This is a genomic window from Arcobacter sp. F155 (assembly GCF_004116455.1).
Classification (GTDB): domain Bacteria; phylum Campylobacterota; class Campylobacteria; order Campylobacterales; family Arcobacteraceae; genus Halarcobacter.
The window spans coordinates 51,192-63,717 of sequence record NZ_PDJU01000012.1 but is presented as its reverse complement, the minus strand read 5'-3'; the positions used below and the strand labels follow the sequence as shown (position 1 = coordinate 63,717).

The 12,526-nt window shown below is 31.1% G+C and carries 11 protein-coding genes; 7 read left to right on the top strand and 4 right to left on the bottom strand.

Annotation, left to right across the window (positions count from 1 at the left end; translation table 11 throughout):
• The first annotated feature begins 64 nt into the window (after window positions 1–64).
• The 7 genes from CRV03_RS12135 (at window position 65) to CRV03_RS12105 (ending at window position 8,253) form a co-directional block, all read left to right on the top strand.
• On the top strand, window positions 65–379 hold the full coding sequence (locus tag CRV03_RS12135; protein ID WP_129085416.1) for a DUF485 domain-containing protein: 315 nt from the start codon (window positions 65–67) through the stop codon (window positions 377–379).
• A complete protein-coding gene (locus CRV03_RS12130; protein WP_129085415.1) occupies window positions 379–2,028 on the top strand; it encodes a cation acetate symporter in 1,650 nt (549 codons plus the stop codon). Before CRV03_RS12135 ends, CRV03_RS12130 begins: the two co-directional genes overlap by 1 nt.
• A gap of 95 nt (window positions 2,029–2,123) precedes the next feature.
• Window positions 2,124–3,968 (top strand): putative nucleotidyltransferase substrate binding domain-containing protein, encoded by a 1,845-nt coding sequence (locus CRV03_RS12125; RefSeq protein ID WP_129085414.1) that lies wholly within the window; start codon window positions 2,124–2,126, stop codon window positions 3,966–3,968.
• Window positions 3,961–4,581 carry a 3'-5' exonuclease gene (locus CRV03_RS12120; protein ID WP_129085413.1) on the top strand — a complete coding sequence of 207 codons (621 nt, stop codon included), beginning with the start codon at window positions 3,961–3,963 and terminating at the stop codon, window positions 4,579–4,581. Before CRV03_RS12125 ends, CRV03_RS12120 begins: the two co-directional genes overlap by 8 nt.
• Window positions 4,582–4,642: 61 nt before the next feature.
• Entirely contained in the window at window positions 4,643–5,833 is a 1,191-nt protein-coding gene (locus CRV03_RS12115; RefSeq protein WP_129085412.1) for an acetate/propionate family kinase, read from the top strand.
• A gap of 194 nt (window positions 5,834–6,027) precedes the next feature.
• A complete protein-coding gene (gene pta / locus CRV03_RS12110) occupies window positions 6,028–7,020 on the top strand; it encodes a phosphate acetyltransferase (RefSeq protein WP_129085411.1) in 993 nt (330 codons plus the stop codon).
• Between the two features lie 33 nt (window positions 7,021–7,053).
• Window positions 7,054–8,253: an acetate/propionate family kinase gene (locus CRV03_RS12105; RefSeq protein ID WP_129085410.1), complete on the top strand. Its 1,200-nt coding sequence runs from the start codon at window positions 7,054–7,056 to the stop codon at window positions 8,251–8,253.
• Window positions 8,254–8,318: 65 nt separating this feature from the next.
• Here CRV03_RS12105 and CRV03_RS12100 read toward each other — a convergent pair whose 3' ends face one another.
• The 4 genes from CRV03_RS12100 to aroQ all read right to left on the bottom strand — a co-directional run bounded on the left by CRV03_RS12100 (window position 8,319) and on the right by aroQ (window position 12,471).
• Entirely contained in the window at window positions 8,319–9,701 is a 1,383-nt protein-coding gene (locus CRV03_RS12100) for a DEAD/DEAH box helicase (RefSeq protein ID WP_129085409.1), read from the bottom strand.
• Between the two features lie 153 nt (window positions 9,702–9,854).
• Complete coding sequence (sppA, locus tag CRV03_RS12095; protein WP_129085408.1) at window positions 9,855–10,745, bottom strand: signal peptide peptidase SppA; 891 nt, start codon at window positions 10,743–10,745, stop codon at window positions 9,855–9,857.
• Window positions 10,738–11,967 (bottom strand): metal-dependent hydrolase, encoded by a 1,230-nt coding sequence (locus CRV03_RS12090; RefSeq protein ID WP_129085407.1) that lies wholly within the window; start codon window positions 11,965–11,967, stop codon window positions 10,738–10,740. The genes sppA and CRV03_RS12090 overlap by 8 nt, the downstream gene beginning before the upstream one ends.
• Before the next feature lie 3 nt (window positions 11,968–11,970).
• Complete coding sequence (gene aroQ / locus CRV03_RS12085; protein WP_129085406.1) at window positions 11,971–12,471, bottom strand: type II 3-dehydroquinate dehydratase; 501 nt, start codon at window positions 12,469–12,471, stop codon at window positions 11,971–11,973.
• Between the last annotated feature and the right edge of the window lie 55 nt (window positions 12,472–12,526).

The following is a 12,526-nucleotide window of genomic DNA, read 5'->3' as shown; positions in this document are numbered from 1 at the left end:
AATTATAAATATTAGTTTATCTTATTTGTTAGTAAATAAGGGTAGATTGATAGAAGGGGAAAAGATGAAGGACGAATTAGTTGAAAGGATTGAAAACAATCCTAAATATCAAGAACTAGTTTCTAAAAGAACTGGTTTAGGTATCAAACTTGGTATCTTTGTACTTGTAATGTTTTATGCATATATTTTAACAATTGCATTTAACAAAGAGGTATTAGCTACTAAAATTGGTGAAGGAATGACTACAATTGCATTTCCTATTGCATTAGCTATCTTAGTAATAAGTTTCTTAACTACACTTGTTTATGTGAAAAGAGCAAATGGTGAGTTTGAAGATTTAACTAACGATATTAAAGATGATGTAAAGGATTTAATGTAATGTTTAAAATATTAGCACTAATTTCTGTTTTTGCATTAACTGCTTTTGCTGCAGGTGATGCAAGTTTTGAAGCAACAAAAAGAGATCTTAATATCCCAGCGATTATTATGTTCTTTGTTTTTATTGCTGGTACTTTAGGTCTTACTGTATGGGCTGCAAGAAGAACAAAATCTGCAAGTGACTTTTATACTGCAGGTGGGGGAATCACTGGTTTCCAAAATGGTTTAGCAATTGCAGGTGACTATATGTCTGCTGCTGCATTTCTTGGTGTATCTGGACTTATTTACTTAAAAGGTTATGATGGTGTTATCTATGCAGTATCATTCTTAGTTGGTTGGCCAATTATTCTTTTCTTTATGGCTGAAAAATTAAGAAACCTAGGTAAATTTACTTTTGCTGATATCGCTGCTTATAGATTAAGTCAAAAAGAGATTAGAACACTAGCTGCATTCGGGACACTTTCAGTTGTAGTTTTATATCTTATTGCACAAATGGTTGGTGCAGGAAAACTTATTCAAGTACTTTTTGGTATGGAGTATGAATTTGCAGTAATCTTAGTTGGGGTTATGATGATTATTTATGTTACTTTTGGTGGTATGTTAGCAACTACTTGGGTACAAATTATCAAAGCTTGTTTACTTCTTTCTGGTGTTTCATTTATGGCAATCATGGTTTTATGGCAGTTTGACTTCAACTTTGAAAGTTTAGCTGTAGCAGCTACTGAAAACCACAAAGATGGTGAATCAATTCTTGCACCAGGTGGATTTATTTCTGACCCAATTTCAGCTATTTCTTTAGGTATGGCTTTAATGCTTGGTACTGCAGGTCTTCCTCACGTACTTATGAGATTCTTTACTGTTGGTAATGCAAAAGAAGCTAGAAAATCTGTTGTTTATGCAACTGGTTTTGTTGGTTACTTCTGGGTTATTATTACTATCGTTGGATTTGGAGCAATTGCATTCTTAAATACAGATGCAGGAGCACAATATTTTGTAGATGGTAAACTATTTGGTGGAAATAACATGGCATCTATTCACTTATCACATATGTTAGGTGGAAATGCATTCTTAGGATTTATTTCAGCAGTTGCATTTGCTACAATTTTAGCAGTTGTATCTGGACTTACATTATCAGGAGCATCGGCTATTTCACACGACCTTTACTCAAATGTAATTAATCCAAATGCTACAGATGAGCAAGTTGTTAAAATTTCAAAAGTTACAGTTGTTGTTGTTGGTATTGTTGGTGTAATCTTAGGTATTGCATTTGAACAACAAAATATTGCATATATGGTTGGATTAGCATTTGGTATTGCAGCATCTGCAAACTTCCCAATTCTTTTCTTATCAATTTACTGGAGAGGATTAACTACTAGAGGTGCATTCTTAGGTGGTTTATGTGGTCTTATTTCAGCGGTTACTTTAGTAATTGTTGGACCAATTGTATGGGTACAAATTTTAGGAAATGAAGAAGCTTTATTCCCTTATAAACACCCAGCATTATTCTCAGTAACAGTTGCATTTATTTCAATCTGGTTCTTCTCTAAAGTAGATAGCTCAGAAAGAGGAAAAGCAGAAAAAGAATTATTTAGAGCTCAAAACATTAGAGCAAATACAGGTATTGGTGCAGCAGGAGCAGTTGACCACTAATACTTAAAATCAAAGAGATTTTCTCTTTGGTTTTAAAGGTTTTTATTATTAATTTCAATATAATGAATTAATAAATTAATAATAGAGACTTAAATATGAGCATACAAGAACAAGTAAACTTTTTAAAAGCAATTCATCCTTTTGATAAACTTACAAAATCTCAATTAGAGTACTTCGCAGACAACCTTGATATTGTCTACTTAAAAAAAGACGAAATCATTCAAAATGTTTCACAAGAGCCAGAGTTTTTATACTTTATTATAAAAGGTATTGTACAAGAAAAAAATGAAGAGAAAGAGGTTTTATCTTTTTATTCAAATCAAGAGTTTTTTGATTCTGTTTCACTTATAGAAAACTTTTCTAAACATAAGTTTGTCACAAAAGAAGAGACTATTTGTTATACCCTACCAAGGGAAATATTTATTAAAGTCTTACACGAGAACCCTACTTTAGAAAGTTTTTTCTTTCAATCTATTTCACAAAAACTAAATGGAAATGTTCACCACGAAAAAAATAAAGAGCTTGCAAACTTAATGATTGCAAAAGTGAAAGATGCAAGAGTACATGAAGCACTTATCTTACCTTTTGAAACTTCTATTTTTGATGCGGTTACAAAACTAAAAGAAGTAAAAGTGCCTACTTTATTACTTGAAGATGAAAATAAAGAGATACACATTGTTACAGACTCAGATTTTAGGGAAAAAGTGATTTTAAATAGAATGAGTTTTGATGAAAGTGTTGGAAAAATCTCTAACTCTGGCTTAAGATATGTAAATGAAAATGACTTTTTATTTAATGCTCAACTTCTAATGACAAAACATGGATTAAAAAGATTAGTAGTAAAAAATGATGGTGATAAAATAGTTGGTATTTTAGACCAAATCTCTTTATCTTCTTTCTTTGCAACTCACACTTTCTCTGTATCAAATGAAATTACAAGGGCAAATACAGTTGAAGAATTAAAAGTTGCTAGTCAGTCGTTACTAAAAATCATTAAATCTTTATATGCAAAAGGTGTAAAAGTTTCATTTATTTCTAAATTAATCAATCAACTAAATAGAAAAGTAATGAATAAACTTTTCATTATGTTAGCACCTGAAGAATTAATTGGAAAATCTTCATTAATAGTAATGGGAAGTGAAGGTAGAGGGGAACAGGTTTTAAAAACAGACCAAGATAATGCACTTATTGTATCTGATGAGTGTACAATCTCAAAAGAAGAGTTACAAAAATTTACATCTTTATATACTGAAACTTTAGTTGACTTTGGTTTTCCTAGATGTGAAGGGAATATCATGCTTTCAAATCCTTATTGGTGTAGAACAAAACAAGAGTTTAAAGACTTAATCTATGACTGGATTAATAAACCAGAACAAGATAGCTATATGAATTTAGCGATTTTTTATGATGCAATTTGTGCTTCAGGAGATAGAAAACTTTTAGATGATTTAAAACAATATATGTTTAAAGTTTGTTCTGACTCAAAAAGTTTCTATATGCATTTTGCCAAAATTGTTATGGACTTTGATGTTCCTTTAGGTTTCTTTGATGGCTTTGTTTTTGATTCAAAAAATAAAGAGCACGAACATGAACTTGATATAAAAAGAGGTGGTATCTTTATTGTTGTTCAAGGAGTTAGAGCCCTTTCTTTAGAAAATAAACTAATGCGTGCAAATACTCTTAAAAGAATAAAAGAGTTAACAGATAAAAAAGTATTCACTGAAGAGTTTGCCGATGAGTTAACTGAAGCCTTTAACTATCTATGTACTTTAAAACTAAAATCAAATATTGAAAAACTAGATTCAGGACAAGTAATTGATAACTACATAGACCCTGACACTTTAACTACTATGGAAAAAGATTTATTAAAAGATAGTTTTAAAATTGTAAACAAGTTAAAGAAAAAACTAGAAAATCACTATAAGTTGAACTATGTTTAATAAACTAAAAAACTATTTTAATAGAAAAAATCTAAAAGATGAAAAGTTTTCATACCTTTTTGAAAGACCAGTAGATGATGAGTTTGTCTGTTTTGATTGTGAAACTACGGGATTAAATCCTTTAGAAGATGATATCATTTCTATTGGAGCTGTTATTATAAAAAACAATACTATTGTTTCAAGTAAAAAGTTTGTTAGATTTGTAAAACCAGAAACAAAACTTCAAGTAGAAGCTATCAAAGTACATCATATAAGAGAGTGTGATTTACTAGAAGCTGGAAATATTGATACTGTAATTGAAGAGTTTTTAGAGTTTATTGGAAGCAGAAAACTTGTGGGTTACTACTTAGAATTTGATATTGCTATGATAAATAAGTATCTAAAACCAAAATTAGGAATAAAACTTCCTAATAAAGCCTATGAAGTTTCTGCTATTTATCACGACTGGAAGATTGAGGCTATTCCACAAAGTAACATAGACCTAAGATTTGACACTATTTTAAAAGAGCTAAAAATTCCTCCTTTAGGAAAGCATGATGCCTATAATGACGCCATTATGACAGCAATGATGTTTCTAAAACTAAAAAATCAAGCAAAAGTGAAAGTAAAGTAACTACATATCATTGACACATCTTTTTGATATAATGCTCCAAATTCAAAAAAAAGGTGTGCTAATGTTAGTTCTTGTATTAAACGCAGGTAGCTCTTCACTTAAATATCAACTTATGAAACCTGAGTCTGGTGAAGTGCTTGCTTCTGGTCTATGTGAAAGAATTGGAATAGACGGAAAACTTGTACATGAATCTTTAGGCAAAAAGAGTAAAAAAGAGATAGATATGCCTACTCATAAAGAGGCAATTGAAGTTGTATTAGAGACTTTAACTTCGGGGGAAACAAAAGTTATTGACTCTATTGATGAAATTGAGGCTATCGGTCATAGAGTAGTTCATGGTGGAGAATATTTTAACTCTTCTGTTATTGTTGATGATGATGTTATCTCTAAATTAAAAGAGTTAATTCCTTTAGCTCCATTACATAACCCTGCAAATATTATGGGTATGGAGATTGCTAAAGAGATTTTACCTACAAAACCAAATGTAGCGGTATTTGATACGGCATTTCATCAAACTATGCCTGCATCTAACTATATGTATGCTGTTCCATATGAAGATTACAAAGACCACGGTGTAAGAAAATATGGATTCCATGGAACTTCTCACTATTATGTTTCAAATAAAGCAAAAGAGGCTTTAAATAAAGATGACTCAAAAATCATTGTATGTCACTTAGGTAATGGTTCTTCTGTATGTGCAGTAAGAGATGGAAAATCAATTGATACATCTATGGGGCTTACTCCTTTAGAAGGTTTAATGATGGGAACAAGATCAGGTGATATTGACCCAGGTGTTATGGCATACTTAATGGAAAAGAAAAATATGTCAGCAGAAGAAGTAACAAACTACTTAAATAAAAAATCAGGTCTTCTTGGAGTATCTGGAATTAGTTCTGATTTAAGAGAAGTAATTGAAGCTTGTGAAAATGGTGATGAAAGAGCAAAAACAACTATTGATATGAAATGTAATAGAATCAAAAAGTATATCTGTTCATATGCAGGAATGCTTGAAGGTGTTGATGCTATTTGCTTCACAGCAGGTATTGGTGAAAATGCTGATTTAATCCGTGAAAAAGTATGTTCTGGATTAGAGTTTATGGGTATTGAAGTTGATACTGATAAAAACAAAGATAGAACATCATGTGATATTAAAGAAATCAATAAAGATAGATCAAAAACTAAGATCTTCGTTATTCCAACAAATGAAGAATTAGTAATCGCACAAGACACATATAACTTAGTAAAAGCGTAATGCTTTTACTAACCACTTTCTAACCACCTACTAAAAAATACACAAAAATTTATCCTTATGTAAAAGATATGTACTACTTTTATACACACATAATAAATATGTATAAAACTTTTTCACTTTAGCCAGGGTAATGCTATTTTAATGCTACGCTTGAATATTATAATTTTTACTGATTTTATAAAAAAGGACGCTTGATGGGTTTAATAGAAAGTATTAAAGAGAATGCTAAAAAAGAACTTAAAACTATTGTTCTTCCGGAATCTGAAGACGAAAGAGTACTACAAGCTACTCAAAAGGTTTTAGAAGAAAAAACTGCTAATGTAGTTTTAATCGGAAACGAAGAACAAATTAAAGCAGATGCTGCTTCATGTGGAGCTTCAATCGAAGGTGCAACAATTATTGATCCTAAGAAATTCGATGGGATTGAAAGATATGTTGACGAATTAGTAGAGTTAAGAAAATCTAAAAATTTATCTAAAGAAGAAGCTACAGAAATCATGACTACTGAACCAAGATTTTTTGGTTGTATGATGGTAAGACTTGGTGAAGCTGATGGACTTGTTGCTGGTTCAAACTCACCTACTGCTGACGTATTAAGAGCTGCTATTCAAGTTATTAAAACTGCTCCTGGAATAAATACAGTTTCATCTGCATTTATTATGGAAACAGCTGACGGTAAATTTGGAGACAATGGATTAATTTTATTTGCAGACTGTGCAGTTATTCCAGAACCAAATGCAGAACAATTAGCTGATATTGCAAGTGCTACTGCTGCTACTGCTAAATCAGTTGTTGGTTTAGACCCAAGAGTTGCAATGTTATCTTTCTCAACAAAAGGTAGTGCAAATCACCCATTAGTTGACAAAGTGCAATATGCTGTTGACTTATTAACAGAAAGAAATGTTGATTTTGAATTTGACGGTGAATTACAAGCAGATGCTGCAATCGTTGAAGCTGTAGGAGCTAAAAAAGCGCCAGACTCTAAAGTAGCTGGAAAAGCTAATGTACTTGTATTCCCAGATTTACAATCAGGAAATATTGGATACAAATTAGTTCAAAGATTTGCAGGAGCTGCTGCTCATGGTCCAGTTGTTCAAGGTTTAGCAAAACCAGTAAATGACTTATCAAGAGGTTGTTCAGTTGATGATATCGCTAACTTAGTTGCTATCACTGCTACACAATGTTAATTTAAAATTTAGAAAGAAAGAGGGAAAAGATATATGTTAGTATTTATTTTAAACGCAGGAAGTTCATCATTAAAGTACCAATTAATGAATCCAATCAACAAAGAGACTTTAGCTGTTGGTATCTGTGAAAGAATTGGTATAGATGGTGCACTTAAACATGAGTTTGGTGATGATCAAAAATTAAAAATTTCTGCAGATATGCCAACTCATAAAGAAGCAATTGAATTAGTACTTAAAACATTAACTGAGGGTGAAGGAAAAGTAATTGACTCAATCGATGATATTGAAGCAATTGGACACAGAGCAGTTCATGGTGGTGAAGAGTTCTCTGGTTCTGTAATGGTTACAGACAGAGTTATTGAAACTATGAAAAAATTAATTCCATTAGCGCCTTTACATAATCCAGCAAATATCATGGGAATGGAAATTTGCCAACAATTAATGCCAGGTAAACCAAATGTAGCTGTATTTGATACTGCATTCCACCAAACTATGCCTGATTATGCATATATGTATGCATTACCATATGACCAATATACTAAAAATGGTGTTAGAAAATATGGTTTCCACGGAACATCTCACTTCTTCGTATCTAACGAAGCTGCTAAAATGTTAGATAAAAAACACAATACTAGAATTATCGTATGTCACTTAGGAAATGGTTCTTCTGTTTCTGCAGTATTCGATGGTAAATGTATTGATACTTCAATGGGTCTTACTCCTGTTCAAGGTCTAATGATGGGAACAAGAGCTGGTGACGTTGGAGCTGGTGCTATTCAATACATGATGGATACTGAAGGTTGGGATATCAAAGAGATGCTTGACGTACTTAACAAAAAATCTGGTATCGTTGGTGTTTCTGGTAAATCTTCTGACTTAAGAGAAGTTCTTGAAGGTATGGAAGAAGGTGATGAAAGATGTAGATTAGCAGTTGATATGATTGCTTATAGAATTAAACAATACATTGGTTCATACGCTGCTGCACTTGATGGTGTTGATGCATTATGTTTCACTGGTGGAATCGGTGAAAATGCTGCAATTATTAGAGAGAAAGTTTGTGCTGGTCTTGATTATATGGGATTAAATATCGACCCAGTTAAAAACAACAAAAGATGTGGAGATGCTAGAGATATTTCTACAAATGGTTCTTCTGGAAGAATCTTCGTTATTCCTACAAATGAGGAATACGTTATCGCAAACGATACTTATAAAATCGTTAAAGGTGTTGAGTAAGAAATTACTCCTCACTCATACTAGGGAAAAGAAAAAAGGCAAGGAATCACACACCTTGCCTTTTTTTATTTACTTTTACTACCTTGTCCTTTTCTATAATTACCTGTAATTTTTCTGTTTGAATTTCTTTTAGAAGTCTGTCTTTTTCTATTATCTATAAACTCTTCTACTTCTTTTTTAAAATCTTTTTTTTCGCTATGTTTAGCTCTTTTATTTGAACTTGGTTTTGTTCTTCTTTCATTTGTTTTAGTAGAGTTTCTTTTACTATTTTTATTTTTTGTATTTGATGTTTTCTTTGGCTTTTTTAATGAACTAAGAGTAAAACCTTCTACATCTCTAACGGGAATAGTTGTTTTTGTTAGCTTTTCAATATCTTCTAGAAATTGAGCTTCCTCATCACAAACTAAAGATAATGCCTCTCCTACATTCCCTGCTCTACCTGTTCTTCCAATTCTGTGAACATAGTCTTCTGGTACATTTGGTAATTCATAATTAATAACATGAGGTAATAGTTCAATATCAATACCACGTGCAGCAATATCAGTTGCTACAAGTACTCTAATTTTCTTTGACTTAAAATCTTTTAGAGCTGTAGTTCTTGCACCTTGTGATTTATTTCCATGAATTGCTAAAGATGAAATATTGTTCTTATTTAAAAACTCACTTAATCTATTTGCTCCATGCTTAGTACGTGTGAAAACTAAAACTTGATTCCATTCTTGAGTATGTATTAAAAAGGCTAAAAGACTTTTCTTTTTCTCTTTACTTACATAATGAACAGCTTGTGAAACCTGCTGGGATAAAGTATTGCTTCTAGCAACTTCTACAGTTTGAGGATTTGTTAAAAAAGAGTTAGATAACTTTTTTATTTCATCAGAAAAAGTAGCTGAGAAAAGTAGTGTTTGTCTATGATTTGGAACCTTTGCTACAACTTTTTTTATATCATGAATAAATCCCATATCTAACATTCTATCAGCTTCATCAAGAACTAAAAAATCAACCCTTGATAAGTCTATAGTGTTTTGAGACATATGATCTATTAATCTTCCTGGTGTTGCAATTACGATATCAACACCCTTTCTTAAACTAGCTTTTTGTGGATTTATTCCAACTCCACCAAAAATTACGGCTGTTTTTAAATGAAGATATTTACTATAAGCTTGAATATTTTCAAAAACTTGAAGTGCTAGTTCTCTTGTTGGAACTAAAATTAGTGCTTTTATATAAGCCTTTTGTTCTTTTTTATGAGGTTTTGAACTCATAAACTCTAAAAGTGGCAGAGTAAAAGCTGCTGTTTTACCTGTACCTGTTTGTGCAGCTGCAAGTAAATCTTTTTTTTCCAAAACTTTTGGAATAGCTTGCTCTTGGATTAAAGTAGGTTTTGTATAACCTTGCTCTTCAATCGCTTTTAAAATATTAGGATTTAACCCTAATTTTGTAAATGACATATATGACCTTTGATATATTAGTAGTCTAAAAAAGTAATTCGTGATAAATGAAGAATATGCAGATTTTTACTATAATTTTTTCGTATTATAACACAATTTTTGAAAAGTAATAAAAAAAAGAGAAGAAAAGATAGAATTAAAAAATTCTATCTTCTAGTAAGCTTTTAGCCCACCCTCAAATAATACAGAGAAGTTAGATACTGTTTCTTGGATTATTCTATCTAAGAACTTATCAAATTTATCCTCTTTTTTCCAAGAAGGATTTACTATACCTGATAATTCAATTACTCTATTTTGAGCAAAAGTTAAAGTACTAACCTCATCAACTAATCCAACCTCTTTTGCTTGAGATGAAGTAAAAATATGAGCATCAGCAAATTTTATGTGGTCTTGAACTTTTAGACCTCTTGCATTTGCTACATCTGTTATAAACATATTGTATGTATCATTTATAACTTTTTCTAACTCTTCCTTCTCATAATCAGCCCAAGCTCTTGTTGGTGTTCCTGATTCTTTAAACTTCCCTGCTTTAACAGTTTGAGTTTTTACACCAATTTTATCCATTAGTTCTTCTAAGTTCGTTCCTTGAAAAATAACTCCAATAGAACCAACCATAGACCCTGGATTTGCAATAATCTCTTTAGCCCAAATAGAAGAGTAGTAACTTCCACTAGCCATAACACCACTTGCATAAGCTACAACTGGCTTTAAAGCATTTAACTCTTTAATTGCATAAGCTATTTCAACAGATGGTGCTACAGCTCCTCCTGGAGAGTTTACATCAAGCAGTACACCTTTGATGTTATTATTCTTTTTAGCTTCATTTATTTGAGCTAAAACTTTTTGCGAATCTAAAATAGGACCATATAGTTCTATCTTTTGTAAATTAGCAGTTTCAAAACTTCCTTCTTGAATATTTGCTTCATTTGAAGTTGATACAAAGTAATAAACAATTGTTAAGAAAACTATTGTCTTAAAATATTTCGTAATAAAATCTAAAATAGCAATAATAGGATAAAAAAGTTTTTTAAAAAAATTAAGCATTTTGTCCTCCAATAAAAACTTTACTTACAAACTTAGTATGTAAAATTACATTCATACATAAATCCTCTTCATCTTTGATATTATCTGGTAAGTTGATTGCTATAATATCTGCATCTTTTTCTTTTACTAATTGTCCTTTTTGTAAACCTAAAGCTTTTGCACCATTTATAGTTGCCGCTTGAAGTAAACTTTTTGAAAAGGAAATTGGATTTTTATCCACATGCATCATTAAACAATTTCTTAACTCATCAAACATTGATAAAGAGTTATTTGAACTAAGTCCATCTGTACCAATTGTAAATGGTACTTTTAAATCAATTAATCTATCTATATCTAACTTTGTGTTGTTTAACAATCTATTTGAAGTTACACAATGATTTACAAAAGCATTTAACTCTTTTATCTTTTTTAAGTCATTGTCACTTGCTTCCACACAGTGAGTAAATGATAGGTTATCTATATCTTTAAATTGATTTAAAAACTCCATTGGTTTTGTAACACTTTTTTCTTGTCCTAAAAAGTTTTTGAAAAACTCTAAAAAACCACCCTCATCACGATGTAACCACTCAAACTCTTCTGGAGATTCTAAAAAGTGTGAACTTACTGCTAACTTATCTTCTCTTGCTAGATTTAAAGTCTCCCTTACTAAAAATGGATGTACTGAATATGGAGAGTGAATAGCAATTGCTGGAATAAAATTTTTACTTTCATTCTTTTTTGCTGTATTTAATCTTGCTTTAAAATCTGCAAATAAGTTATCTATCATATCAGCCTTACTTCCAATTACTTCAGTAAAAAATACTGTATTAATAGGAGTTTTCACACATGGTTCTATATCAAGTGAGTATGAAGAGATAGCTCCAATTGTTGTAGTACCACTTTTAAGCATCTTAGATAACTTTTTAGAGATAAGTTTACTAGTTGCTTTTTCAACTAACTCTTCTCTTGATGCAATAACAGAGTTTAGCCACTGCATAAAGTTTCCATATTTTAAAGTTGTTGCATTTGAAGAGAACTCTAAATGGACATGAGAGTTTATAAGTCCTGGCATTAAAACTGAGTTTTCACCTAAAGACTCAATTTCAACTTCTGGATATTTATTTTCAATGAACTCTTTAGTACCCACATCAATAATTTTTTCATCAAAAACTACAGCACCATCTTTTATGATGGCACTATCTTCATTGCAAGTTATTATCCATGAGGCACTTAGAATTTTCATTAATTACTTCTCTTCTACTTGTGCTTGAGCTTTAGCTGCTGCTTCTTGTTGTGCATGGTGAGCTGCTTTAACTTCTGAAATAATTTGAGTTAAAGAGATAAGTCCTAAGTGGTAAGAGAATGGACCAAATCCTGTGATAACACCAGTTGATGCACCAGCAGTGATTGATTTTTGTCTAAACTCTTCTCTTTTATAAATATTTGAAATATGTACTTCTACAGTTGGAAGATTTACTGCACTTAGTGCATCTTTAATAGCAATTGATGTGTGAGAAAATGCTGCTGGATTAATTAAAATACCATCAACTGTACCTAAACACTCTTGAATTCTATCTACGATTTCACCTTCTAAGTTTGATTGGAAAAACTCTAATTCAACATCATTTTGTGCTGCACTAGCTTTCATTTGTTCATGAATTTGTTCTAAAGACATAGGACCATAAATATGTTGTTCTCTAACACCTAACATATTTAAATTTGGACCTTGAATAACTGCAATTTTCATATTATATTCCTTTTATGATTTTTGGGTAAGATTATATTTAAAATTTAGTTAATGA

Coding starts and splice junctions, on each gene's coding strand:
- CRV03_RS12105 (WP_129085410.1), top strand. CDS start 7,054: ATGTTAGTATTTATTTTAAACGCAGGAAGTTCATCATTAAAGTACCAA.
- aroQ (WP_129085406.1), bottom strand. CDS start 12,471: ATGAAAATTGCAGTTATTCAAGGTCCAAATTTAAATATGTTAGGTGTT.
- pta (WP_129085411.1), top strand. CDS start 6,028: ATGGGTTTAATAGAAAGTATTAAAGAGAATGCTAAAAAAGAACTTAAA.
- sppA (WP_129085408.1), bottom strand. CDS start 10,745: ATGCTTAATTTTTTTAAAAAACTTTTTTATCCTATTATTGCTATTTTA.
- CRV03_RS12135 (WP_129085416.1), top strand. CDS start 65: ATGAAGGACGAATTAGTTGAAAGGATTGAAAACAATCCTAAATATCAA.
- CRV03_RS12090 (WP_129085407.1), bottom strand. CDS start 11,967: ATGAAAATTCTAAGTGCCTCATGGATAATAACTTGCAATGAAGATAGT.
- CRV03_RS12125 (WP_129085414.1), top strand. CDS start 2,124: ATGAGCATACAAGAACAAGTAAACTTTTTAAAAGCAATTCATCCTTTT.
- CRV03_RS12115 (WP_129085412.1), top strand. CDS start 4,643: ATGTTAGTTCTTGTATTAAACGCAGGTAGCTCTTCACTTAAATATCAA.
- CRV03_RS12100 (WP_129085409.1), bottom strand. CDS start 9,701: ATGTCATTTACAAAATTAGGGTTAAATCCTAATATTTTAAAAGCGATT.
- CRV03_RS12120 (WP_129085413.1), top strand. CDS start 3,961: ATGTTTAATAAACTAAAAAACTATTTTAATAGAAAAAATCTAAAAGAT.
- CRV03_RS12130 (WP_129085415.1), top strand. CDS start 379: ATGTTTAAAATATTAGCACTAATTTCTGTTTTTGCATTAACTGCTTTT.